This window comes from Streptomyces mesophilus, assembly GCF_040300965.1.
Classification (GTDB): Bacteria; Actinomycetota; Actinomycetes; order Streptomycetales; family Streptomycetaceae; genus Streptomyces; species Streptomyces mesophilus_A.
Genome location: NZ_JBEPEW010000009.1, coordinates 39635 through 63207, shown reverse-complemented (window position 1 = coordinate 63207; position 23573 = coordinate 39635). Strand labels below are relative to the sequence as shown.

Annotated in this window: 21 protein-coding genes and 1 pseudogene; 5 read left to right on the top strand and 17 right to left on the bottom strand. The window is 69.9% G+C overall.

Features of this window, described 5'->3' with window-relative positions:
* Positions 1-6: 6 nt before the first annotated feature.
* The 3 genes from pstA to pstS form a co-directional block, all read right to left on the bottom strand.
* Entirely contained in the window at positions 7-1071 is a 1065-nt protein-coding gene (gene pstA / locus ABT367_RS05705) for a phosphate ABC transporter permease PstA (protein WP_352249931.1), read from the bottom strand.
* Entirely contained in the window at positions 1068-2084 is a 1017-nt protein-coding gene (gene pstC, locus ABT367_RS05700) for a phosphate ABC transporter permease subunit PstC (protein ID WP_352249929.1), read from the bottom strand. The genes pstA and pstC overlap by 4 nt, the downstream gene beginning before the upstream one ends.
* A gap of 257 nt (positions 2085-2341) precedes the next feature.
* Entirely contained in the window at positions 2342-3469 is a 1128-nt protein-coding gene (pstS, locus tag ABT367_RS05695; protein ID WP_352249927.1) for a phosphate ABC transporter substrate-binding protein PstS, read from the bottom strand.
* Positions 3470-3874: 405 nt separating this feature from the next.
* On the opposite strand from pstS, the gene ABT367_RS05690 reads away from it, so the two are divergent.
* The gene (locus tag ABT367_RS05690; protein WP_352249925.1) at positions 3875-5533 is read left to right on the top strand and encodes a recombinase family protein; all 1659 of its coding nucleotides are present in this window, start codon (positions 3875-3877) and stop codon (positions 5531-5533) included.
* A gap of 27 nt (positions 5534-5560) precedes the next feature.
* On the opposite strand, the gene ABT367_RS05685 is transcribed toward ABT367_RS05690, so the two are convergent.
* From ABT367_RS05685 to ABT367_RS05650, 8 genes are all read right to left on the bottom strand, one after another.
* Positions 5561-6010, bottom strand: coding sequence for an NUDIX hydrolase (locus ABT367_RS05685; protein ID WP_352249923.1), 450 nt, complete (start codon positions 6008-6010; stop codon positions 5561-5563).
* Between the two features lie 17 nt (positions 6011-6027).
* Positions 6028-7107, bottom strand: a complete 1080-nt coding sequence (locus ABT367_RS05680) for a CHAD domain-containing protein (protein ID WP_434975407.1) — start codon at positions 7105-7107, stop codon at positions 6028-6030.
* A gap of 34 nt (positions 7108-7141) precedes the next feature.
* A complete protein-coding gene (locus tag ABT367_RS05675; RefSeq protein WP_352249921.1) occupies positions 7142-9367 on the bottom strand; it encodes an RNA degradosome polyphosphate kinase in 2226 nt (741 codons plus the stop codon).
* Between the two features lie 210 nt (positions 9368-9577).
* The gene (locus ABT367_RS05670) at positions 9578-10486 is read right to left on the bottom strand and encodes a hypothetical protein (RefSeq protein ID WP_352249919.1); all 909 of its coding nucleotides are present in this window, start codon (positions 10484-10486) and stop codon (positions 9578-9580) included.
* Entirely contained in the window at positions 10483-11364 is an 882-nt protein-coding gene (locus ABT367_RS05665; RefSeq protein WP_352249917.1) for an ABC transporter ATP-binding protein, read from the bottom strand. Before ABT367_RS05665 ends, ABT367_RS05670 begins: the two co-directional genes overlap by 4 nt.
* Positions 11361-11756, bottom strand: a complete 396-nt coding sequence (locus tag ABT367_RS05660) for a GntR family transcriptional regulator (protein WP_352249915.1) — start codon at positions 11754-11756, stop codon at positions 11361-11363. Before ABT367_RS05660 ends, ABT367_RS05665 begins: the two co-directional genes overlap by 4 nt.
* 108 nt (positions 11757-11864) lie before the next feature.
* Positions 11865-13157 carry an adenylosuccinate lyase gene (gene purB, locus ABT367_RS05655; protein WP_352249913.1) on the bottom strand — a complete coding sequence of 431 codons (1293 nt, stop codon included), beginning with the start codon at positions 13155-13157 and terminating at the stop codon, positions 11865-11867.
* A 40-nt stretch (positions 13158-13197) separates the two neighbouring features.
* Positions 13198-13635 (bottom strand): GNAT family N-acetyltransferase, encoded by a 438-nt coding sequence (locus ABT367_RS05650; protein ID WP_352249911.1) that lies wholly within the window; start codon positions 13633-13635, stop codon positions 13198-13200.
* A 139-nt stretch (positions 13636-13774) separates the two neighbouring features.
* Between ABT367_RS05650 and ABT367_RS05645 the strand changes: the two genes are divergently transcribed.
* Positions 13775-14287: a flavin reductase family protein gene (locus ABT367_RS05645; RefSeq protein ID WP_352249909.1), complete on the top strand. Its 513-nt coding sequence runs from the start codon at positions 13775-13777 to the stop codon at positions 14285-14287.
* Positions 14288-14304: 17 nt separating this feature from the next.
* Here the strand turns inward: ABT367_RS05645 and ABT367_RS05640 are convergent.
* From ABT367_RS05640 to ABT367_RS05625, 4 genes and pseudogenes are all read right to left on the bottom strand, one after another.
* Positions 14305-14684, bottom strand: a pseudogene (locus ABT367_RS05640) (RidA family protein); the annotation flags it as partial.
* A gap of 25 nt (positions 14685-14709) precedes the next feature.
* Positions 14710-15372, bottom strand: a complete 663-nt coding sequence (locus ABT367_RS05635; protein ID WP_352249907.1) for a pyridoxamine 5'-phosphate oxidase family protein — start codon at positions 15370-15372, stop codon at positions 14710-14712.
* Between the two features lie 94 nt (positions 15373-15466).
* A complete protein-coding gene (mshD, locus tag ABT367_RS05630) occupies positions 15467-16393 on the bottom strand; it encodes a mycothiol synthase (protein WP_352249905.1) in 927 nt (308 codons plus the stop codon).
* 29 nt (positions 16394-16422) lie between these two features.
* On the bottom strand, positions 16423-16929 hold the full coding sequence (locus tag ABT367_RS05625) for a cupin domain-containing protein (protein WP_352249903.1): 507 nt from the start codon (positions 16927-16929) through the stop codon (positions 16423-16425).
* 185 nt (positions 16930-17114) lie between these two features.
* Between ABT367_RS05625 and ABT367_RS05620 the strand changes: the two genes are divergently transcribed.
* A complete protein-coding gene (locus ABT367_RS05620) occupies positions 17115-18938 on the top strand; it encodes a bifunctional metallophosphatase/5'-nucleotidase (RefSeq protein WP_352249901.1) in 1824 nt (607 codons plus the stop codon).
* Positions 18939-19000: 62 nt separating this feature from the next.
* A complete protein-coding gene (locus ABT367_RS05615) occupies positions 19001-20230 on the top strand; it encodes an LmeA family phospholipid-binding protein (protein WP_352249899.1) in 1230 nt (409 codons plus the stop codon).
* Positions 20231-20240: 10 nt separating this feature from the next.
* Here ABT367_RS05615 and ABT367_RS05610 read toward each other — a convergent pair whose 3' ends face one another.
* The gene (locus ABT367_RS05610) at positions 20241-21035 is read right to left on the bottom strand and encodes an alpha/beta fold hydrolase (protein ID WP_352249897.1); all 795 of its coding nucleotides are present in this window, start codon (positions 21033-21035) and stop codon (positions 20241-20243) included.
* Between the two features lie 237 nt (positions 21036-21272).
* Here ABT367_RS05610 and ABT367_RS05605 point away from each other — a divergent pair, with 237 nt between their 5' ends.
* Complete coding sequence (locus ABT367_RS05605) at positions 21273-22172, top strand: phosphatidylinositol-specific phospholipase C (RefSeq protein ID WP_352249895.1); 900 nt, start codon at positions 21273-21275, stop codon at positions 22170-22172.
* On the opposite strand, the gene ABT367_RS05600 is transcribed toward ABT367_RS05605, so the two are convergent.
* On the bottom strand, positions 22169-23527 hold the full coding sequence (locus tag ABT367_RS05600; RefSeq protein ID WP_352249894.1) for a sensor histidine kinase: 1359 nt from the start codon (positions 23525-23527) through the stop codon (positions 22169-22171). The genes ABT367_RS05605 and ABT367_RS05600 overlap by 4 nt on opposite strands.
* Positions 23528-23573: the final 46 nt, after the last annotated feature.

The following is a 23573-nucleotide window of genomic DNA, read 5'->3' as shown; positions in this document are numbered from 1 at the left end:
GCCGCGTCAGCGGCCCGTCTTGGGGGCCTTCCAGCGGGCGATACCGCGGGCCACCAGGTTGAGAACCATGATCAGGATGATGAGGGTGAGGGCCGCCGCCCACGCCCGGTCGTACGCCGCGGGGGAGCCGGCGCTGTTCGCGTACTGCTGGTAGATGTACAGCGGCAGCGAGGCCTGCGGGCCTTCGAACGGGTTCGTGTTGATCAGCGGGTTGCCCCACACCAGGAGCAGCACGGGGGCCGTCTCACCGGCGATACGGGCCACCGAGAGCATCACACCGGTCGTGATGCCGCCGATCGAGGTCGGGAGCACCACCTTCAGGATCGTGCGCCACTTCGGGACACCCAGGGCGAGGGAGGCCTCGCGCAGCTCGTTCGGGACGAGCTTGAGCATCTCCTCGGTGGAGCGGACGACCACCGGCATCATCAGGATCGCGAGGGCCATGGCGCCGGCGAAGCCGGAGTAGCCCATGTCCAGGATCAGGATCCAGAAGCTGAGGATGAACAGACCGGCGACGATCGACGGGATGCCCGTCATGACGTCGACGAAGAACGTGACGGCCTTGGCGAGCTTGCCGCGCCCGTACTCGACCAGGTAGATCGCGGTCAGCAGACCGACCGGGACGGCCATGAGGGTCGCGAGACCGACCTGCTCCAGGGTGCCGATCAGGGCGTGGTAGATACCGCCGCCGACGTCGGTGTCCGCGAGGACGCCCATCGAGGTGGTCAGGAAGTAGCTGTCCAGGACCTTGATGCCGCGGGCCACCGTCTCCCAGATGAGGGAGACCAGCGGGATCACGGCGAGCAGGAACGCGACCCAGACCACGCTGGTGGCCATCCGGTCCTTGGCCTGGCGGCCGCCCTCGACCTTGGCGGCCAGGAGGTAGGTCACCAGGAGGAACAGGACGGAGGCGATCAGGCCCCACTGGATACGGCTGTCGAGGCCGCCCCCGATACCGATGCCGCAGCCCACGGCGATGGAACCGGCCGCGATGACATACGGGGACCAGCTGGGCAGGCGCGCGCCCTGCAGGGTGCCGGCGGGCTGCTTGGTGTCTACTGCGTGGCTCATGCGTTGGCCCCCGAGTACTCCTTGCGGCGGGCGATGATCGCGCGGGCCGCACCGTTGACCACCAGCGTGATGACGAAGAGCACCAGACCGGACGCGATCAGCGCGTCACGGCCCTGCTCGGTCGCCTCGGAGAACTTGCTGGCGATGTTCTGGGCGAAGGTGCCGCCGCCCGGGTCCAGGATGCTGGTGTTGATCAGGAAGCTCGGGGAGAGCACCGTGGCGACGGCCATCGTCTCGCCGAGCGCGCGGCCGAGGCCCAGCATCGAGGCGGAGATGATGCCCGAGCGGCCGAACGGCAGCACCGACATCCGGATGACCTCCCAGCGGGTCGCGCCGAGCGCGAGCGCCGCTTCCTGGTGCATCTGGGGGGCCTGCCTGAAGACCTCACGGCTCACGTTGGTGATGATCGGCAGGATCATGATCGCGAGCAGGATGCCCACGGTGAGCAGCGAGCGGGGGGCGCCGCCCTGCCACTCGAGGATCCCGGTCCAGCCGAAGTAGTCGTTCAGCCAGCTGTAGAACCCGGTCAGGTGCGGCACCAGGAAGAGGGCGCCCCACAGGCCGTACACGATGGAGGGCACCGCGGCGAGCAGGTCGATCACGTAGGCGATCGGACCGCTCAGCTTGCGCGGCGCGTAGTGCGTGATGAAGAGCGCGATGCCGACGGCGATCGGGACCGCGATGAGCATCGCGATGATCGACGAGATCACGGTGCCGAAGGCGAGGACCGCGATACCGAAGACCGGCGGGATGGAGTTGGCGTCCCACTCGAACGTCGTGAGGAAGTTGCCCTCGTTCTCGGAGAGGACGATCGAGGCGCGGTAGGTCAGGAAGGCCGCGATGGCGGCCATGATCAGCAGGAGCAGGATGCCGGAGCCGCGGGAGAGACCGAGGAAGATACGGTCACCGGGGCGGGTGGCACCGCGCGAAGCGGCCTTGTGCGAGACGGGCGACGAGGCCTTCAGGTCCTGCGGCGGTGGGGGAGGTGCGGTGGTGGAAGGTGATATGTCCATGGGGTTCTCCGGTCTGCGGAGCGAGCCCTGCTTGTCGCGGACTGCTCCTGGAGCGTCAGCGTGTGCTGTTGCTCCTGGCGGCGGTGCACCGGACGGTGCGGCGGGCGGTCGCGGTCTGCGACCGCCCGGCCGCACTCGGTTCCAGGGTCCTGTCCGGGGTTTCCCGTTGTCGCCCGGAGGGCGGCCGAACGGCGTCTGGTGCGTGCGAGCGTGCGTGCCAGGCGTCGTTCGGCAGACGGGAAACCCCGGGCAGGGGCCTAGCTCAGGGCGGCGATGGTCTCGCGAACCTTGGCGTTGATCTCGGCCGGGATCGGGGCGTAGCCCTGCTCCTTCAGCTTGGCCTGGCCGTCCTCGCTGGCGGCGTAGCCGAGGAAGGACTTGGTGGCGGCCAGGGTCTCGGCCTTGTTGCCCTTCTCGCAGACGATCTCGTACGTCACCAGGGTGATCGGGTAGGCGCCGTCGGCCTTGGTGGCGTAGTTGAGCTCGAGGGCGAGGTCCTTGCCCTTGCCGACGACCTTGGCGTCGGCGATCGCCTTGGTGGCGTTGTCGACGGTGGCCTCGACCGGGGCGGAGGCGCCGGTGTCGATCGCGACGGTGTTGATGCCGTCCTTGGCGTAGCTCAGCTCCATGTACGAGATCGAGCCGGAGGTCTGCTTCACCTGCTGGGCGACACCGGAGGAACCCTGAGCGGACTGGCCGCCCTTGGGCTCCCAGGCCTTGCCCGGCTCGTACGGCCAGGCGTCGGGCGCGGCGGCCTTCAGGTACTTGGTCAGGTTGTCCGTGGTGCCGGACTCGTCCGAGCGGTGGAACGCCTGGATCTTGGTGTCCGGGAGCTTCGCGTCGGGGTTGAGCTTCTTGATCGCCGCGTCGTCCCAGTTGGTGATCTTGTTGTTGAAGATGTCGGCCAGGGTCTTGGCGTCCAGGACCAGGTTGTCGACACCCGGGACGTTGTAACCGACCGCGATCGGGCCGCCGACCATGGGCAGGTCGATGGCCTGGCTGTCCTTGCAGACCTTCGCGGACTCGGTGAGCTCCTCCGGCTTGAGCGCGGAGTCGGAACCGGCGAACGCGGTCTGGCCCTGCAGGAACGCGGTGACACCCGCGCCCGAACCCTCGGGCTTGTAGTTGATCTGCACGCCCTTGCAGGAGGCCGTGTACTCCTTGATCCAGGTCTGGATCGCGTTGGCCTGCGCGGAGGAGCCGTTGGCCAGGAGCTGGCCCTTGGCGTCGTCGCACTTGATGTTCGAGTTGGCGGCGGGCGCGCTCTCGTTGCCGCCGGCGCCGCCGCTGGTGTCGTCGGAGCCGCACGCCGTGAGGGCCAGGGCGCCGGAGACGGCGAGAGCACCGAGGGTGAGGGCCCGCCGGTTCATGCGCTGAAGCTTCACTTTCGGGAGTTCCTTCCAGGAGCCGCCGTCTGTGGCAGCGGCGTGCGATGTCGTACGTGACGTATGAGGTCTGTGCGGCCCGCTGGAGGGCCCAGGTCTTCGAGATGTCCAAGCCATCTCGGCGGGGTGCCGGCGGTTTTCTGCCAGCGACACGCACCGCGTACAGCCGAAATTAGGCAGGACAGGTGAAGCGGCCGATGGTCGAGAGTGAACGGCAGGTGAACCTAGGCGGTCGGTGTGGTTAGGTCACGGCCGGATTACGGCGGAATCGGCACACCGGGTGTAGTGGGTCACAGGTGGGTGGCCGCGATCCCCTGCTCGAACGTACTTCTGGTGATTCGTTCATTCGTTGGATTGCGAGGCATATCCTCGCCCCTCTCGACTGCGGGGAAATAGCTTGCCCGCATGATCGACACGCGAGATCCGGCCAGACGCGGGAGGACCTACTCCCGTTCGTACGTGGCGCCTGAACTGCAAGGTCATTTGGATGCCGGCGGGGCTTTGGACGTCTGGCTGGACGGCCGCATGCCCATCGCTTCGATAGCCCGGATCTCTGCGGACAGGCTCAGGGGCGACGCGGTGGGCATCGCGCGTCAGCACAGGAACAACACGCGCAACGCCGCTCTGCACAGCTGTGCCGTGGTCGTGCACTACGAGGACAACCACGTCAGCGCGGCCCGCCCGGACGTCGTACGGCCGGCCTTTCGTCAGATGGTCAGGGACATCATTCATGGACGAGTAGCCGAGACGGACATCCCGCTGAAGGGCTGCATCGCTGTTGAGCGCGAACGCGTGTTCCGGCTTTCAGGTGACGGTCTGTTGCTTCTGGACGCGCTGGCCATGGGAGGGGGCGTGTTCATCGAGGACGGAACGCGAGTGGACCTGGCCGAGATTCGAGCGGAGTTGGCGGGAGCCACGACGACTCTTCCGGCGGGCGACGCCGAGGTCGGAAAAATGCGTGCACGCACCAAGCGCAGTGCGGCAGACAGGGCGGAGGAGGGCGGGGCCTACGGAAGCCCTCGCCGCTTCGGATGGCTGGGGGCCTCGCAGGATCCCCCTCGGGTGGGCAACCAGCGCAAGCGCGACGACGAATGGCCGCACCTCATCGCAATGATCAAGGCGCGGTCCGCCGGGAGGTCGTGGCGCAGCATCACCGCGGACATCAACAAGGCCGGAGCCAGGACTGCCAGGGGCAATCGCTTCACCGAGCAAGCGGTCAAGGCCATGGTCACCAACCCCGCGTGGTGGGGCGGGCGTGTGCTTGCCGGGGAACTGGTCGTGGATGCGGCAACCGGGGCGCCGGTCATCGGGGAGTGGGATCACGCCACGGAGGCCGGTGACGGCGTCGGCTATGAAACCTGGAAGGCCGTCATGGCCGGTGTGCGCGCGAACCGGCTGCTGCGTGGGATGGCCGGTGACGTCCGGTCACGTCCGCCGGCGGGCCCGCGAACCAGGTCGTACCTGTTCTCCGGCGTACTGCGATGTGGACGGATCAACGACTTCGATGAGGTCTGTCACGCGAAGCTGAGCGGAAACAAGGCTTCTGGTCGGAACGAGAAGTACGGGGACTACTACCGCTGCGGCGATGCCAACTGCAAGGGCATCGGTCGTCAGGTCGCAGCGGTGGACACGTACCTTGAAGGGCTCGTACTCGACTGGCTCGACGTGCACTTCTCGGGGACCGAGGTTCAGCTGAGCTCATGGCGTGGCGAGCAGAGGCTGTGCACGTTGCGCGCGCAGCTCCGTGGCATCGACACATCGCTTCTGCGCGGAGAGGTGGACCGAGCCGATGTGGGCGACCTTGTCGCGCTCCTGAGGCGCAGGATCGCGATGCTTGTGGAGGAAGAGGCGGAGCACCTTGCCGCCCAGCGAAGGAGGAACCTGCTCTTGGGCTGGACCCGGGGCAAGTGGGAGGGCCTGGAGTTCGACGAGAAGCGTGACGTGGTCGGGCAGGTGCTCAGTTCGGTCGTCGTCATGCCGATTCCCGCAGGGGTCAGCGACAAGGCGCCGTTCAACCCGGGCTTGCTGAAAGTGACGTGGAGGCAGGACACACGAGCGAGGTGAGCCGTTTGGCGCCGGACGGGGAGCCGGTCATGAGCGCCGGCCGGTGCCTCCGACCCGGCCGGCCTGCCCGAGAGCGGCGAGGAAAGCAGGGACCAGTGATCGATCCCGCTCATGGGTCAGTCGGTCGGATGCCGCGGTAGGCGAAAGCCAAGCCATGTGGCTCACCTCCGAGTTGGGTGTGAAAGTGCCTGTGGTCGCCCGCGCTGCCCAGTAGCGCACTTCTTTGGTGCGTTTACGTGCGTCGAGGTAGTAGGCGCTGGGCAGGGCGGGGCCCAGCTCGCACAGCATCCCCGTTTCTTCCCGCACTTCGCGTACTGCAGCCTCCTGCCAGGTTTCGCCGCGCTTGAGCTTTCCCTTGGGAAAGGACCAGTCAGCCCATTTCGGCCGGTACACCAAGGCGAGTTGAAGGTTGTCGCCGTCAGGAGCGAAGCGCCACAGGACACAGCCTGCCGCCCGTACTTCAGGTGCTTCACGCATGACGCTCGGACCTCCCGTCACGAGGAACCGACTCCCGTGTGACCAGCTCCGAAGTCCCCCACCATCTGTGCGTCCGAGCTGGTCACCGCCCTCTGCCAAGCCCCCTTGAAGGCGAAACGTGCCGCCTCGACCTCATGGCGCTGGTCGGCGTGCAGGACGCCGAGTGCGTAGGCCGTGGCAGGGGCGATACGGGGGGTGCGGGCCGCCGAGGATGCGGCCGCCGCCGCTTCGGCCGCGTCGCGGTGCCGGTCGAGCGCGCGGCTGGCGGTGAGCAGGCGAGGGTCGAAGTCCCGTACGCCCAGGGCCTCTTGGGCGTAGCGGTGCAGCCGCAGGAGCAGCCGGGCCTGGTGCCAGGGGGCGTCCTGGGTCTCGGGTGCGTTCTCGGCGGACAGGCCGTGCACCAGCGCCTCGGCGTTGTAGGGATGCCCTGCCCGTACGAGAGGAAGGGTCTGTACGGCGTCGGCGAGGCGGGCCTCGACATCGGCCGCGAACGGGGCGAGCCGGTGCGCCGCCGCGTCCTTGCGCAGCGGGACGTCGCTGGCCAGGACCGCGACCCCGTCCGCCACCGCGTGGAAGCGGGACGAGCCGAGCGCCTGGAGCGCCGTGGAGTGGGCGCGGGTGCGGGCGAGCGTGAGCTGCCGGTCGAGCAGCGCGCCCGCCTTGGCCGCGCCCACCGTGAGCTGGCCGGTGGGCGATGCGGAGGCCTGGGCCGGGACGGGCGCGGTGGAGCCCGCGAGCCGCTGGAGTGCGGTCAGCAGGCGGTCGAGCCGCTCGGTGCAGGCGTGCTCACGGGCCAAGGTGCCCGACAGCCAGGCGAGTTCGGTACGCAGCTCGTCGGACCAGGCCGCGTCGAGGAGCGGCCGGAAGGTGTGCAGGGTGCCGCTGATCCGGCGGGCTGTGCGGCGCAGCGCCATCGCCGGGGCCGAGGCGTCCTCGACACCGCTCTCGCGGTGCTGGCGCAGGGCCCGCAGGAATTCGGTGGCCTGCCCGCGCAGATAGCGGGCGAGGTCCTCGGTCCCGCCGTCCGCGGCGGGCGGCCTGCCGTGCACGGCCGGTGGCCTGCCGTCCACCGTGGTCGGCCTGCTGTCCACGGGCATCGACCGGGAGCCCCCGCCCAGGGACCCGCTTCGGTCAGGGTTTCGCTGAGCCACGCCGGCGCCTCCGCGCGTCGATGAGCATCTCCTGCACGTTGCGCAGGGGCTGTCCTTCGGAGTCCAGGGCGTGCCGGGTCCAGTCGCCGTCGGGGCCCAGGTGCCAGGACGAGGTGGTGTCGGACATCCCGGTCTCCAGGAGCCGGTTGAGTGCTGCCCGGTGGGCCGGGTCGACGACCCGGACGAGTGCCTCGATACGGCGGTCGAGGTTGCGGTGCATCATGTCGGCGCTGCCGATCCAGACCTCGGGCTCGCCGCCGTTGCCGAAGGCGAACACCCGTGAGTGCTCCAGGAAGCGGCCGAGGATCGAGCGGACGCGGATGTTCTCGGAGAGGCCTTCGACGCCGGGCCGGATCGCGCAGATCCCGCGCACCCAGATGTCCACCGGCACGCCGGCCTGCGAGGCGCGGTAGAGCGAGTCGATGAGGGCTTCGTCGACGATCGAGTTCACCTTGATACGGACATGCGCGGGCCGTCCGGCCCGGTGGTGCTTGACCTCGTCGTTGATCCGCGAAATCAGGCCGTCCCGCAGGGACTTGGGGGCGACCAGCAGGCGGCGGTAGGTCTCGCGGCGCGAGTAGCCCGACAGCCGGTTGAACAGGTCGGACAGATCCGCGCCGACCTGCGAGTCGGCGGTCAGCAGGCCCAAGTCCTCGTACAGACGCGCCGTCTTGGGGTGGTAGTTGCCCGTGCCGACGTGCGAGTAGCGGCGCAGGGTGTCGCCCTCCTGCCGTACGACGAGCGACAGCTTGCAGTGGGTCTTCAACCCCACGAGCCCGTAGACGACATGGCAGCCCGCCTCCTCCAGCTTGCGGGCCCACTTGATGTTGGCCTGCTCGTCGAAGCGCGCCTTGATCTCGACGAGGACGAGCACCTGCTTGCCGGCTTCGGCGGCCTCGATCAGGGCGTCCACTATCGGTGAGTCGCCCGAAGTCCGGTACAGGGTCTGCTTGATGGCGAGTACGTCGTCGTCGTTCGCGGCCTGTTCCAGGAAGGCCTGTACGGAGGTCGAGAACGAGTCGTACGGGTGGTGGAGCAGCACATCGCGCTCGCGCAGCGCCGCGAAGATGTCGGGCGCGGACGCGGACTCCACCTCGGCGAGGTCGCGGTGCGTACCGGCCACGAACTTCTGGTACTTGAGCTCGGGACGGTCGAGGGAGGAGACGTTGAAGAGACCGGTCAGGTCCAGGGGTCCCGGCAGCGGATAGACCTCCGCCTCGGAGATCTTCAGCTCGCGGATCAGCAGATCCAGTACGTAGCGGTCGATGGACTCCTCGACCTCGAGGCGCACCGGCGGTCCGAAGCGGCGCCGCATGAGCTCCTTCTCCAGGGCCTGGAGCAGGTTCTCGGCGTCGTCCTCCTCGACCTCGAGGTCCTCGTTGCGGGTCACACGGAACATGTGGTGCGCGCGCACCTCCATGCCCGGGAACAGCTCCTTGAGGTGCGCGGGCGCCGAGATGACGTCCTCGATGGGGACGTAGCGGCCGGGCGAGGCCTCCAGGAAACGGTTGAGCAGCGGCGGCACCTTGACCCGCGCGAAGTGGTTGTGGCCGCTGACCGGGTTGCGGACGACGACCGCGAGGTTCAGCGAGAGACCCGAGATGTACGGGAAGGGGTGCGCCGGGTCCACGGCCAGCGGCGTCAGGACCGGGAAGATCCGCTGCCGGAACAGCGTGAAGAGCCGGGCCTGCTCCTTCTCGGTGAGGTCGTTCCAGCGGACGACCCCGATGCCCTCCTCGGCGAGCGCGGGACCGACGTCCTCCTGGAAGCAGGCGGCGTGCCGGGCCATCAGCTCGCGCGTGCGGTTCCAGATCAGGTCGAGGACCTCGCGGGGCTGCAGGCCGGAGGCGGAGCGGGTGGCGACTCCGGTGGCGATACGGCGCTTGAGGCCGGCCACCCGGACCATGAAGAACTCGTCCAGGTTGCTCGCGAAGATCGCCAGGAAGTTGGCGCGCTCCAGAAGCGGGGTGGCGGGGTCCTCGGCGAGTTCGAGCACCCGCTCGTTGAACGCCAGCCAGCTGCGCTCACGGTCCAGGAAACGCCCCTGCGGCAGCTCGGCGCCCTCGCCGTCCTCCTCGTACGCATCGAGATCCGCGTCGATGTCCGGTTCGAGGTCGGAGACCGCGGCGGCCACGGTGTGCGGCCGGTGCGCGGCTATGGAACCGACGGAGGGCTGGGCGTGCACGGGCACCTGGGGCGTGTTCATGTACTCATTGTTCCGTGTCGGAGCGATTCCAGCCGCCGCGATACGGGCTGTGGGGGAGGTGGTCGGGCTCTCGGCGGGGGCCTGCATCCCCTGAGCGTCGCAAGGCCGTCTGAATCGTCGGTTACGGCGACATGACGTGCAGGACATCGTGGGGCGACCCCAGGGGTTCGTCAGCCCTGGGGTCGCCCGGTCCGTACGCGCCTCCCCCTGTCAGGGCGTACGGCGTTTCAGGAGCCAGAAGCAGGCTGCGGTGAGGGCGATGGTGAGGGCGAGCACGAGGCCGGTCTCGACCCATTGGATGGGCCAGAAGTGGGACTCGGGGTGGAACTCGCGGTAGTGGCGGACGGCGCTGGGCCCCACCATCCACGGCACCTCGTTGCCCGCCGCGTCCCACGAGCGGTTCACCAGCTGCAGGGAGCTGTGCCCGATGGGGTGGTACGTGGTCTCGTAGTACGAGACGGAGGGCCACAGGCTCCAGCGGTGCACGTTGGTGAGCCAGTTCGCGGCGACCATCACGACGAACGCGGCGCCGAGCGCGGGCAGGGTGCGCTTGAGGAGCAGCGCGCACAGGGCGCCGACCGCGATGGCGCACAGGGCCCAGGCGAGACCGACCGGCCCGCTCGTGCGGAAGACGTCCGCGGCGTACCAATCGCGCCCTGCGTCGCCGGCCTCGGCGCGTATCCACCGGTGCAGCAGGAACAGGGAGGTCAGCCCCACCGTGGTCAGGAGCGCCGGCCAGGCCAGCTTGGCGGCCAGCCAGCGCAGCGGCGACACGGACTGGGTCCAGGCCAGGGTGGCGGTGCCGGTCTCCAGTTCGCGGGCGATCACGGCTCCGCCGACGTAGGCGGCGAGGACGAGCGGGAGGTACGCGAGGACGGCCTCCGACAGGCTCAGCAGGTCGTAATAGTCCCGCGAGAAGACTCCCGGCCCGACGAAGCAGGGGATCCGGGCCGTACCGCACGGCCCGTCCTCCCGCAGCGCGTCGAGCCCGACCCCGTACACGTAGAACTCGAACCCGACGAACGCCAGAAAGCACCCGGCGAAGAACAGCAGCGAGACCCGGTGCAGCCGGAAGACCGCCCACGTCAGCCCGCGCGGGGCGAAGGACAGTGTGCTCATACGGCAGCCTCCTCGGGCGCGGTGGAACTGGTCGTCCGCAGATGCGCGAGCACGATCTCCTCCAGCGACGGCTCCACCGCTTCCCAGCCCGGGGGCAGCGCCTCCCCGCGGCGGACGAGCGCCGTCGCGCCCCGCCCCGCCGGTCGCTGCTCGACGACCCGCTGCCCGTCGAGCGAGCCCGCCCCCGTGAGCAGCACGTGGGAGGAGACCAGCTCGTCGACGGGTCCGGCGAGGCGGACGCGGCCGGCCCCCAGGAGCACCAAGTGATCGCAGGTGCCCTCCAGTTCGGGCAGGACGTGCGAGGACATCACGATCGTGGTGCCGTGCTCGGAGGCCTCGGCCATCAGCGCGCCCATCAACTGCTGTCGCGCCAGCGGATCCAGATCCGCCATCGGTTCGTCGAGCAGCATCAGGCCGGCGCGCTTGCCGAAGGCCAGGGCGAGAGCGACCCGCGTGCGCTGGCCGCCGGAGAGCGAGCGGATGCGCTCGCGCGGGTCGAGTCCGCCCTGTTCGTACGCGATGGTCTCCGCGGTCTTCGAGGACCAGCGTCCCGACGACCGGTTCAGCTCCGCCCCGAGCCGCAGCACCGCCGCCACCGTGAGCTGGGACGGCAGCGGCTTGGACTGGGCGACGTACGCGACATCGGCGCGTGCCCCGGGCGGCACCGAGCCGAGCACGCGCAACTCGCCGGAGGAGGGCCGCAGCAGTCCCGCCGCCAGCGCGAGCAGCGTCGACTTGCCCGCCCCGTTCGGGCCGACCAGACCGCAGATGCTGCCGGACGGGACCGTGAGCCGGCAGTCGTCGAGCACCGGGGCCCGCCTGCGTCCGTAGCGCATCGTGAGGCGGGAGGCCTCAACTGCCCATTCCTGCGCGGTCATCCGGCATCCCCCTCGTGCCCCTGTGGAAAGTGCTCATCGAGTACGGCGGCGACCAGGGCGAGCGCGTCCTCGCGCTCCAGGCCCTCCGCGCGGGCGCGCGACGCCCACTGGGCCAGATCCGTGCGCAGCCCGTTGTGGTCCGCGCGGCCGAGTGCCTGCCGCACGAACGTGCCCTGGCCCCGCCGTGCCTCCACCAGACCTTCGCGTTCCAGCTCGCGGTACGCCTTGAGCACCGTGTTGGGGTTGATCGCCGTCGCGGCCACCACCTCGCGGGCGGTGGGCAGTTGGTCGCCGATGTCGAGCAGGCCCAGGCGCAGCGCCTGCTTCGTCTGCTGGACGATCTGGACGTACGTGGCGACACCGCTGCGCCGGTCGATCCGGTACGCGAACACGCTCCCAACCCTCTTTCACTAATTGAGTAGTGGAAGAGTGATGCAGTGAACGGGCCGCGTCAAGAGGTGCGGCCCGTCGAGGAGTTCAGGACCCGATGCGCGAGGAGTTCAGGACGCGATGCGATCCCGCAGCGCTTCGAGGCGCCTGCGCAGTACGTCGTGGTGGGTCAGGAAGCGCCCGGGGGTGAGCGGGGCCCGTGGTGTGATGCCCTGGCGGGTCAGGGAGGCGGCGAAGGGTTCGCCGGTGAGTGCCGTGTGCGTGGCGGCGGCCTGGACGGTGCGGTACGCGTGTTCGCGTTCGACGCCCTCGTCCAGGAGGTCGGCCAGGACGGCGGAGGAGTGGATCAGGCCGCCGGTCCGGTCGATGTGGGCGGCCATCGTCTCCGGGAAGACCGTGAGCCCGGCGACCAGTTCGGCGGCCTTCACGCTCTGGAAGTGGGCCACGCAGAAGGCGTCGGGCAGGATGACGCGCTCGACGCTCTGGTGGGCGAGGTCGCGCTCGTGCCACAGGGCGACGTTCTCCGTCGCGGTGTCCGCGTATCCGCGCAGCAGGCGCGCCAGTCCGGCGAGGCGTTCGCTGGTGGTGGGGTTGCGCTTGTGGGGCATGGCGCTCGAGCCCTGGTAGGCGTCGGTGCGGGGCTCCTCGACCTCGCGTACCTCGGTGCGCTGCAACAGCCGTAGCTCCAGGGCGAGATGTTCGACGCAGGAGCCCAACAGGGCGAGTGCCTGGAGGAGTTGTGCGTGCCGGTCACGGGCCACGACCTGGCTGGGCACGGGCTCGGGGACCAGCCCTAGTGCGTCGAGGACCTCCTGTTCGACGCGCGGGTCGATGAGCGAGTAAGTCCCCACCGCGCCGGAGACGGTGCCGACGGCTGTCGCCTCGCGCGCGGCGGTGAGGCGGGTGACACAGCGGTCGAGGGCGAAGGCGAACACGGCGAGCTTGTGACCGAACGTGGTCGGCTCGGCGTGCACGCCGTGGGTCCGCCCGATCATGACGGTGTCCCAGTGCTCGAGGGCCCGTTCGACCAGGACGCGGCGCAGCTCCGCGGCGGCGTCCAGGACGAGATCGGCGGCTCGCGTCAGGGTGGCGCCCTGGGCGGTGTCGACCAGGTCGTAACTGGTCATGCCGTGGTGGACCCAGCGGGCCGCTTCCTCGGGGATGCGTGCGCAGAACGCCGCCAGGAAGGACAGCACCTCGTGGTCGCGGGTGCGCTCGTGCTCGGCGACCTCGTCCGGGGTGGGCACGGGGGCCCGGCGCATGGCGTCGACGGCCGCCTGCGGGACGACACCGATGCGGGCCTGGGCCCGCGAGGCGAGGATCTCGATCTCCGTCCACAGGGCGTAGCGGGCTTCGTCGGTGAACAGGGCGCCCATGGCGGGGAGTGTGTAGCGGGGGATCATCTGATGCCTTCCTGCCGGTGGTCGGGCCGCACGCCGGTGGTCAGGCTTCGCGGGCCGGCAGCGGACCGGCCAGGGTCCAGGCCGAGTCGTGCCGGGCGAAGCCGATGCGCGGGTAGTAGTCGACCGCGGCCGGCGCGGCGAGCAGGATGACCTTGGCCTGCGGGGCGGCGGCCTGGGTGGCGGCGAGCAGGTCCCGGCCCACGCCGCGGCGCTGGAAGTCCGCGGCCACGGCGAGATCGCTGACGTATGTGGAGTAGGTGCCGTCGCTGATGCAGCGGGCGATGCCTATCAGGCGGCCCTCGCCCGTACGGGCGGTGATCACGAGGTTCGCGCCCGCCAGCATCCGCGTGAACCGGTCGGTGTCCTCGACCGGGCGCCTCTCGGCCAGGGTGGACGCCCGGTACAGATCGGCCACCTCGGCCACGTCCAGACTCGCCCCGACGACCTGCTCGCACTGCCACATAGGTATCCGCTCCACGGTGTTCGGCTCGCACGCGGCGCCGATTGCATTAGTGCAAACTGCGCTTTGTGCTATATGAATTGGGGAGCATCGTACGTGACGGTGTCAGGGCGCGCGGTCCGGCCGACCGGCCCCCTGGAGAGCTAGCGTTCGCTCTGTGCCTGAACAGGTGAGTGACCAGGAGTTCCGTGCCGTGCTCTCCCGGCTCGCGGCCGGGGTGGTGCTGCTGACCGCACACGACCCGGACGAGGGCCTGTCCGGTACGGACCTGGGGATGACCGTGACGGCCTTCCTGTCGGTCTCACTGGAGCCGCCGCTGGTGCTGGTCTCGGTGCATCACGGATCGCATATGAGCCCGCTGCTCGCCGAGCGGCGCGTGTGGGCGGCCTCGCTGCTCGCGGAGGGCCAGCACGAGGTGGCCGACCGGTTCGCGGTGAAGCACCAGGCCGGCGACTGGCCCCGTTTCGACGACATCCCGCACGTGCGGGGCGATTCCTCACGGGCGCCGCTGATCGGCGGGGCGCTGGCGACTCTGGAGTGCCGTACGGAGCAGACCGTGCAGGCAGGGGACCACGCGCTGGTCGTCGGCCGGGTCCTCGCCACGAGTCTGCCGAGCGCGGACGCCGGACCGCTGACCTACTTCTGCGGCCACTACCGCTGGATGGGATAGGGCCCGTGGGGTGCTTCTCAGACCTCGGCCTGTACGTCGATCATGACGGGTGCGTTCTGGGAGAGGGTGGCCACCCCGACAGCGGTGCGGGAATGGACGCCTGACGCGCCGAAGGCCGTGGCGAACAGCTCGCTGGCCCCGTTGACCACAGCGGGCGGCGCCGTGAAGGAAGGGTCGCTCGCGACGTAACCGACGACCTTGACGATGTGCTTGACCCGGGACAGGTCGCCGACGGCGGACTTCAGAGCGGCGAGCGCGTTCAGCGCGCACAGCTCGGCGCCTCCTTGGCCTGTTCGGGCGTGACCTCGGCGCCGACCTTGCCGACATGGGGCAACGCGTCTTCGACCGTGGGCAGTTGCCCCGAGACGAAGACGTAAGGGCCGCTGACCAGGGCGGGCAGCCGGCGCGGGCGGGCGAGCCGGTCAGCGGTCCTGGCGGAAGCGGTGGGTTGCCGGGTCGTATGCCGGGGCGGGGAAGCGGGTGCCGGTGACGGTGTCCGGGACGGGGGTGCCCGGGGTGGTCGTGAGGGGGATCCAGCCGGCCCAGGCCTCGACCGCGTCGTCCTTGGGTTCGTCGCGGGCGAAGCCGGCGCGCACCTTCATGGAGAACTCTTCGATGGGCAGCGTCAGGCACGCGGTGTAGTGGGCCTCTTCGACGCTCGGGCGGCGGGCCGCGTAGGGACCGGAGAGACGGCCGGGGATGACGCTCTCGACGACCCGGGCGAGCGCGTCGGCACGTTCGCGCTCGTCCTCGATCGGGGTGGCCCTGCCGAAGATCATGACCGAGCGGTAGGCGGCCGAGTGGTGGGAGGAGGCCCTGCCCAGGATGACGCCGTCGATCAGGGTCGCGGTGACGCACAGCGGGGCGCCGGCGGCCGCCGTGGTGATGAAGCGGCCGAAGGCGGAGCCGTGCAGGAGGAGCTGGTCCCCCTCGCGCATGTGCAGCGTGGGGATCACCACCGGGCCGTCGTCGGTGGCGAACCCGACGTGTACGGCGAGGGCCTCGTCGAGGATGGCGTAGACCTCGTCACGGTCGTAAGTGACCCGTTCCGGGTAACGCTCGGCGGTCGTACGTGGGGTGGGCATGGCGTGACGGTAAGCAGGCGTGCCCGAAATCCGCGGCAAGGAACCACCGCGCGCACCCGGACGGCCGACCGGTCCGCCGCGCCGCGCCGCGGGGCTACGACTCCGTGCGGTACATCAAGTCCGTTTCGTACGTGGTGAAGCCGAGCCGCTCGTACACGGAGACCGCCGCCTTGTTGTCGGCGTCCACGTAGAGCATCGCGGTGGGCAGGCCCGCGTCGGCGAGATGGCGCAGACCGATGGCCGTGAGGGCCTTGCCGAGACCGCCGCCCTGGGCGCCCGGGCGGACGCCGACCACGTACACCTCGCCGATCCGCTCCCCTTCCGCAGCGGAATGCACCTTCGTCCAGTGGAAGCCGATCAGGTCCTCGCCGCGGAAGGCCAGGAAGAAGCCCGCCGGGTCGAACCACGGCTCGGCCTTGCGGTCGTCGAGGTCGCGCTGGGTGAGGGAGCCCTGCTCGGGGTGGTGCGCGAAGGCCTCGGAGTTGACCCGCAGCCAGGCCTCGTCGTCCTGCCCCGGCACGAAGGTGCGGACCGTCACGCCGGACGGCAGGACCGGTTCGGTGAAGGCCGAGGGGTCCAACGGGCGGCGCATCTGGCGCAGTTCGCGGAACAGGGAGAGGCCCAGGATCTGGGCCAGATGACGGGCCGCGGCATGCCCGCCGTGCGCCCACACCCGCAGCCGCTTGCCGGTCGCGCCGAGCAGCGCCTGGCCGAGCGCGCGGCCGTGGCCGTGGCCGCGGTGGGCGGGGTGCACGACCAGTTCGCCGGCCGGGGCCTCCACGGGGTCGGTGTCCTCCAGCTGCGCGTAGCCGAGGAGTTCACCGTCCACCGTGAGCAGCAGATGGCGTACGCCCTCACGGGGCCCGCCGCGCAGCTGCAGCCTGCCCTGCTCGGAGACGGCCTGCTGGCCGTCCGTGCGGGCGGCCTCCGCGAGCAGCCGCGACACGGCGTCGATCTGCTCGGGAGTCAGGGCGTCCAGGGTGTCGAGGGAGCGCACGGGCGGGGTGGCTGCGTCAGTCATGTACTGAGCCTACGACTCGCCTGCCCGGCTCAGCTCGCACCCAGTTCGTCCCGCCACACAGGGCTGTCCACATAGTGGTTGTCGTAGAGCTCCGAGGAGTCCTTGATCTCCTGCGGGCTCGCCTCGCCGCGCAGCACACGGCCGAGCAGCCGCAGATAGTCGAAGCGCGGCATCCCCGGCGTGAACATGAACAGCACATCGGCCTCGCTGCCGGCCGCGGCCGCGAACGCGTGCGGGGTGTGCGGCGGTACGTGCAGGAAGTCACCGGCCTCCAGGACCTCGACCTTGTCGTCGAGCAGCACCCTCAGCCGGCCGCCGATGACGAAGAACAACTCCGAGGCCCGCGTGTGGAAGTGGGCCGGCGCCCCGACCGCCCCTTCGGCGAACGCCGAGCGGTAGGTGGTGACGGGGCTGCCGTCGGTGCCGAAGTCGGCGAGCAGCGTCATGACGGCGCTGGGGTCGCTGGTGGTCTCGGCGGTGGACGCACGCGTGAGCAGGGGCTTCGTGGTCGCGGACTGCGTGTTCTCTGTGTTCATGACTATGAGCTTAGGCCCGGAAAAGACCCCGCACAGGGTGCATTTCCCAGCCGGAAAATGAGGTCAATTTCGGTCGGGCCATCGCCACGGCCACCTCGGAGAAACCCACCCGTAACCACGAACCCCCTGTTGCTCTACGCGCGTTGACCTTAGGCTGCGGCCCACTGATTACCGGAGGGGAACAGATGTCAGTGACACCACAACGGCACCGTGCGCGCGGCCGGCTGCTGATCGCCGGCGTGACGGCACTCGCCGCCGCCGCGTCCGTGGCGGCCGCCCTGCCCGCGGGAGCACAGGACGAGAGCCGGGGCCACGGGCACGCCACGGGCCGCACGGTCGACGTACAGCTGCTGTCGTTCAACGACTTCCACGGCAACCTCGAACCGCCGACCGGCTCGGGCGGCCGCGTCACCGAACTCCAGCCCGACGGCACCACGAAGACCATCGACGCCGGCGGTGTGGAGCACCTGGCTACCGCGCTGCGCGAAGCCCGCAAGGGAGAGCGCTACACCGCGACCGTCGCCGCGGGTGACCTGATCGGTGGCTCGCCGCTGCTTTCGGGGCTGTTCCACGACGAGCCCACCATCGAGGCGCTCAACAAGCTCGACCTGGACATCGCGGGCGTCGGCAACCACGAGTTCGACGAGGGCCGCACCGAGCTGGAGCGCATCCAGAACGGCGGCTGCCACCCCAAGGACGGCTGCTACGAGGACGGCAAGGTCTTCCAGGGCGCCGACTTCCCGTATCTCGCGGCCAACGTGACGGACGAGAAGACCGGCAAGCCGATCCTGCCCCCGTACAAGATCTGGCAGAAGAACGGCGTGAAGATCGGCTTCATCGGTCTGACGCTCGAAGGCACCCCCGACATCGTCTCGGCCGAGGGCATCAAGGGCCTGAAGTTCCACGACGAGGTCGAAACGATCGACAAGTACGCCAAGGAGCTCGACCGCAAGGGCGTGAAGTCCATCGTGGCCCTCGTGCACGAGGGCGGTGCGCCGGCCTCCGCCGCGTACAACTACAACTGCGACAGCCCGGGTCCGGGCGACGGCATCTCCGGACCGATCACCGAGATCGCCAAGAAGACCACCTCCAAGGTCGACGCCTTCGTCACGGGCCACACGCACCAGGCGTACGTGTGCACGGTGCCGGACCCGTCGGGCAAGCCGCGGATGGTCACCTCGGCCTCCTCGGCCGGCAAGCTCTTCACGGACACCACGCTCACCTACGACCGCCGCACCCGCGACATCGTGCGCACCAGCGTCGAGTCCACGAACCAGGTCGTACGGCGTGATCTGCCCAAGGCGCCCGACATGACCTCGCTGATCGCGCGCTGGAACAAGCTGGCCGCGCCGATCGCCTCGCGTCCGCTCGGCTTCATCTCGGCGGACATCGCCCGGGGGACGGAGCCCGAGCAGCCGCTGGGCAGCCTGATCGCGGACGCGCAGCTCGCGTACGCCAAGACCCTTGATCCGGAAGCCGACTTGGCGCTGATGAACCCCGGCGGTATCCGCGCCGAGCTCGTCTTCAAGGCGGCCGGGACCGAGGGCGACGGCGTCGTGACCTACGGCGAGGCCTTCAGCGTGCAGCCCTTCGGCAACACGGTGAACCTGGTGGACCTGACCGGCACGCAGCTGATCACCGCGCTGAAGCAGCAGGTCAGCGGGTCCAACGAGGCCGCCCCGAAGATCCTGCAGATCTCGGCCGGTCTGACCTACACGCTCGACCTGACCAAGACGGGCGCGGACCGTGTGGTCGCCGACTCGGTGAAGCTGAACGGCGCGGCCGTCGACCCGGGGGCCACCTACCGCGTCGCGATGAACTCCTTCCTCGCGGGCGGCGGCGACGGCTTCGCCGAGCTGGGCAAGGGCGCGAACCCGCTGGTCGGCGGGGACGACCTCAAGGCGTTCGAGGACTATCTGGCGGCCAACTCCTCGGCCGCCGACCCGATCGAGCCGCCCGCGAGCGGGCGCATCACCGTGGTGAAGAAGCCCACCGCGGCGGTGAACTAGTCCGGTGAATTAGGTCACGAAAGGGTTGCGGAGGGGGGACGTACGCGTGATCGGATGAACCGATGCGTACGTCCCCCCACACTTTTTCCACGCATCCCCCCTATGACGAATACGGCGAAGCAGCACCCGCGGGCCCGCACAACCCGTACGACGAACTGGCCGATCTCTCCGGTCCGCTCGACGAGTTCCTGCGGAACGAGCCCGAGGACGACGAACCCTGGGAGCCGCCGCAGCACCGCCGCGGCGGCCGTCGGCGCAGGCGCAACCGGTTCGCCGGTCTCCCGCTGGTCGCCAAAGCGCTCGTCCTGCTCCTCGCCGGGGCCGCCTTCCTCGTACTCGCCGACCGCTGGGCGCTGCTCTACGCCGAGCACAAGACGGCCGAGAAGCTCAAGGACTCGCTGCATCTGACGGCCGCGCCCGAGGTCGAGATCGAGGGCTTCCCCTTCCTCACCCAGGCCCTGGACGAGCGGATCGACGAGGCCAGCGTCACCGTGCCCGATGTGGCCGCCGACCGTGTCTCGCTCGCGAAGGTCTCCGCCACGGCCTCGGACGTGACGATCGACGGCGGCCCGCTCTCGGTGAAGGGCGCCTCCGTGGGCGAGATGAACGGCGAGGTGCTGCTCTCCTTCGAGGACCTGAACCGTGAACTGGGCGCCTCCCAGGTCACGTTCACCGCGCAGGGCCGCGACCGGGTGCTCGCCCGCGGCACGCTGCCGGTCGCCGGGCACGATCTGAAGCTGTCGGCCGATGCGCAGATCCGCCGCTCGGGCGAGAAGGGGATCTCCACGCGGATCGGAGGAATGCGCCTGGACATCGGCGACTTGGCGACCTACCGCCCCGGTACGAAGCCTTCGCAGGGGCTGCATCTGAGCCGCAAGTCCGCGGACTCGGTCCGCTCCTCGCAGCAGAAGCTCAAGTCGCTCTTCGCGGTCCCCGCACTCGTGGACCGGCTCGGGATCCCGCGCTCCGCGGTGCAGCGGGCGCTGCACGAGGAGGCCGATCTGTCGTCCCTGACCGGCTCCCCGCGGTTCGTGCGCGACCTCATGGGGCTCAATCTGATCGACGTGGCGATGGACCATCCGGCCCTGCTCAAGCAGCTCGGCCTCGATCCCGCCCTGCTCGACGGCCTGTCCCGCCTCACGCGGCCCGCCCTCGCGGACCGCCTGGCTCTGGGCTTCAGGCTGCCCGAACTTCCCGACGGATCGGGTGAGTTGTATCTGAAGGACGTACGTGTCGAGCGGGACGGGATACGGGTGGAGCTCGGCGGGAGCGGAGTGTCGTTCGGGGGGTGAGCCCCGGCTCTCACAGGGTGTCGAGGAACTCCCGTACGGCCTGGTGGAAACCCTCCGGGTCCTGCGCCTGTACGAAGTGGTCCGTGTCCAGGCGTACCAGCGTCGTGTGCGGCCGCCGCTCGGCCATCTCCTGGGCCGTCTCGCCGGGCAGGGCCTGGCTCTTGCGGCCGTTGATCAGCAGCGCGGGCATGGAGCTGCCGGTCCAGGCCGCCCAGTGGTCGCCGTGCACGGCGTTCTCCGAGTCGACGGTGTCCTGGGGGTGGAAGGGCAACCGCCAGGACCCGTCCGGGAGTTGGCGCAGGCCCCGGGCGATCATCGGGCCGACGGGTCCGGCGCCCTCGATCAGTTCCTCGCGGGTGGGCGCCGTATAGGGGAAGGAGAGGACGAACGACAGCGGGCTCGGGCCCTCGGGCATCAGCACCGGCCCGTCCACGTCGACCATGGCCGCGACCAGGTCGGGCCGCCGTGCCGCGAGATACATCGCGTTGATCCCGCCGAGCGAGTGCCCGAGCGCGACGACCGGGCCGGCGGCGAGGTGTTCGAGCAGCGCGATCAGGTCGTCGACGTAACCCTCCCGGCTGTAGTCCCGCGTCCGGTCCGAGTCGCCGTGCCCGCGCTGGTCGGGGGCTATCACCCGCCAATCGGGCCCGAGTTCCTCGGCGAGCCGGGTGAACGAGGCGCCCTCGGCGAGATGCCCGTGCAGCGCGAGCAAGGGGCGGCCGGTGCCGCCGGAGTCCAGGTAGGAGAGGCGGCGGCCGGCGAGGTCGAGGTCCTTGCGGGTGAGGGCGGGGCGGGTGGTGGACATGGTGGGCTCCTTCGGTGGTGATCCGGGCGGCGAGATCCGGCCGACGAGATCCGGCCGACGAGATCCGATCCGTTTGATCCGATCGGTGCGATGAGCAGAACTATACGCATGTATTAGACGCACGTACAAGACGTTCGTCTATTTGTCTGTGCCGTGCACAGCAACGCACCAACCGCCTGTGGATACAAGACACTTGGCCGTCTATCTCTCCGCCGTCGCATCCGCTTCTCTGGTCCCATGAGCATCGACCGACGGAGTGTTCTCAGAGGCGCGGCGGGTGTCTCCGCCGCGGGGCTTCTTTCGTACGCGGGGATGGCGCCGGCCGGTGCCAGAGCCCGCGCCCGCACCACGGCCACGGCCGACTGGATGGCGTCACAGGCCGACAGCACCGCGCTGACCAGGCTCACCATCCCCGGCACCCATGACTCGGGCGCCCGCTTCGGCGGGCTGTGGGTGCAGTGCCAGAGCTGGACGATCGCGCAGCAACTGGCCGCCGGCATCCGCTTCCTGGACATCCGCTGCCGGGTCACCGGCGGCTCGTACGCCATCCATCACGGCGCGTTCTTCCAGAACCTGATGTTCGGCGACGTCCTCATCGCCTGCCGCGACTTCCTCGCCGCGCATCCCTCCGAGACCGTCCTGATGCGGGTCAAGCAGGAGTACTCGGAGGTGGGGGACGCCGAGTTCCGTGCCGTCTTCGACGACTATCTGGACCGGCGCGGCTGGCGTTCGCTCTTCCATATCGGCGACAGCTGGCCCGCCTTGGGCGCCGCGCGCGGCAAGGTGGTCCTCATGGCGGACAACGGCGGCCTGCCGGGCGGCATCCGCTGGGGAGACTCGAACCTCTTCGCGATCCAGGACGACTACAACGCCGAGCCGTTCGGTAAGTGGCCGAAGGTACGCGACCACTTCCGACGGGCCGCCGCCTCACCCGGCCCGCAGTACATCAACTTCGTCAGTACGGCGGCGGGCCTGCCGCCCGACTGGAACGCCGACCGCCTCAACCCGCAGACCAGGGACTTCCTCAACAGCGGCGAGGCGGCCGGCCTGACCGGGCTCGGGATCGTGCCGATGGACTTCCCCGACGCGGTGAGCGGGCTGCTCGGGGCGGTGCTGGCCCACAATCCCGCTCGCTAGGCGGGGTGCTCGGGCGGTGGTGTGGGCGCACCCGGCAACCGCACCACCGCGACCGTCCCGCCGCCGTCCGCCGGGCGGAGCGTGACCTCCCCGCCGCTCTGCTGGACCGTGCGGGCCACGATCGACAGACCGAGCCCCGAGCCCGGGAGCTGGCGGGCGGTGGGGGAGCGCCAGAACCGGTCGAAGACATACGGGAGTTCCTCGGCGGGGATGCCGGGGCCGTGGTCGCGCACGGTGAGGGTGCCGCGGTCGAGTGCGATCTCGATGGCCCCCCTGGGCGGGCTGAACTTCACGGCGTTGTCGAGGATGTTGACGATGGCCCGCTCCAGGGCGGCCGCGTCTCCTCGTACGTACCAGGGGGCGAGCTCTGCGGTGATCTTCAGTTCCGGGCCGCGGAGGCGAGCGCGGTCGACCGCGGTCTGGGCGATCTTGTGCAGTCCGACGACCTCGACCCTCGTGGTCTGTCCCGTGTCCGGGCGCGCAAGCTCCTGCAAGTCGCCGATCAGGGCGGCCAGTTCGGTCATCTGCGCCTTGACGCTGGCGAGCAGGGCCTTGCGGTCGTCGGGCGGGATGGCCCGGCCCGTCTCCTCGCTGCGGGCGAGGAGTTCGATGTTCGTACGCAGGCTCGTGAGCGGGGTCCGCAGTTCGTGGCCCGCGTCGGCGATGAGCTGGGCCTGGCGCTCCTGGGAGCTCTCCAGGGCGGCGGTCATGGCGTTGAACGACCGCGAGAGCCTGGCGATCTCGTCGTCGCCTTCGGCGGGGATGCGGATGGTCAAGTCCTCGGTGCGGGCTACGTGTTCGACGGTGTCGGTGAGGTCGTCGACGGGTTTGAGGCCGGTACGGGCAACCAGGAGGCCGGCGGCTCCGGCGCCGAGTACGCCGATGCCCGCGACGACGAGAAGGATGAGGGCGAGTCGGTTGAGGGGCTCGTCGATGTCGGAGAGAGGCCTGGCGATCGAGACGGCCACGGGCCGGTTCTGATATGCGGCGGGCTGCGTGTAGACGCGCATCTTGGTGCCGTCGGCGGCGGTGACCGTATGCAGGACGGGCGGTTGGCCACCCTCGGCGATCATCCGATCGTCCTCCGTCGCGGGAAGGTCCTCCGTGCCGTCCAGCCAGCAACGGCCGCCGTCGGCGAAGACGATCTGCACCGTCGCGCTCAGATTGCTGACGAACCGTTCCGCGTTCGGAGGCGGGCCCTGAGGGCAGCCCAAGCGGCCCTCGAACGACTTCGTTGCCTGCTCCATGTCCGCCGAGCGCAGCGAATCGTCGAACTGCTCACGCAGCTGCGTCCGCACCACCAGCCAACTCGACGTCGCGACGACTGCCACCGCGAACGCGACGACAGCGGTCACCAGCAAGGCCAGCCGGGATCGGAGCGGCAACCGTCGCAGCCGCTCC

Bases quoted from the DNA above. Each gene is read 5' to 3' on its own strand.
- pstA (WP_352249931.1), bottom strand. From the start codon at position 1,071: ATGAGCCACGCAGTAGACACCAAGCAGCCCGCCGGCACCCTGCAGGGC.
- pstC (WP_352249929.1), bottom strand. From the start codon at position 2,084: ATGGACATATCACCTTCCACCACCGCACCTCCCCCACCGCCGCAGGAC.
- ABT367_RS05690 (WP_352249925.1), top strand. From the start codon at position 3,875: ATGATCGACACGCGAGATCCGGCCAGACGCGGGAGGACCTACTCCCGT.
- ABT367_RS05685 (WP_352249923.1), bottom strand. From the start codon at position 6,010: ATGCGTGAAGCACCTGAAGTACGGGCGGCAGGCTGTGTCCTGTGGCGC.
- ABT367_RS05680 (WP_434975407.1), bottom strand. From the start codon at position 7,107: ATGCCCGTGGACAGCAGGCCGACCACGGTGGACGGCAGGCCACCGGCC.
- ABT367_RS05675 (WP_352249921.1), bottom strand. From the start codon at position 9,367: ATGAACACGCCCCAGGTGCCCGTGCACGCCCAGCCCTCCGTCGGTTCC.
- ABT367_RS05670 (WP_352249919.1), bottom strand. From the start codon at position 10,486: ATGAGCACACTGTCCTTCGCCCCGCGCGGGCTGACGTGGGCGGTCTTC.
- ABT367_RS05665 (WP_352249917.1), bottom strand. From the start codon at position 11,364: ATGACCGCGCAGGAATGGGCAGTTGAGGCCTCCCGCCTCACGATGCGC.
- purB (WP_352249913.1), bottom strand. From the start codon at position 13,157: ATGATCCCCCGCTACACACTCCCCGCCATGGGCGCCCTGTTCACCGAC.
- ABT367_RS05635 (WP_352249907.1), bottom strand. From the start codon at position 15,372: ATGCCCACCCCACGTACGACCGCCGAGCGTTACCCGGAACGGGTCACT.
- mshD (WP_352249905.1), bottom strand. From the start codon at position 16,393: ATGACTGACGCAGCCACCCCGCCCGTGCGCTCCCTCGACACCCTGGAC.
- ABT367_RS05625 (WP_352249903.1), bottom strand. From the start codon at position 16,929: ATGAACACAGAGAACACGCAGTCCGCGACCACGAAGCCCCTGCTCACG.
- ABT367_RS05620 (WP_352249901.1), top strand. From the start codon at position 17,115: ATGTCAGTGACACCACAACGGCACCGTGCGCGCGGCCGGCTGCTGATC.
- ABT367_RS05615 (WP_352249899.1), top strand. From the start codon at position 19,001: ATGCGTACGTCCCCCCACACTTTTTCCACGCATCCCCCCTATGACGAA.
- ABT367_RS05610 (WP_352249897.1), bottom strand. From the start codon at position 21,035: ATGTCCACCACCCGCCCCGCCCTCACCCGCAAGGACCTCGACCTCGCC.
- ABT367_RS05605 (WP_352249895.1), top strand. From the start codon at position 21,273: ATGAGCATCGACCGACGGAGTGTTCTCAGAGGCGCGGCGGGTGTCTCC.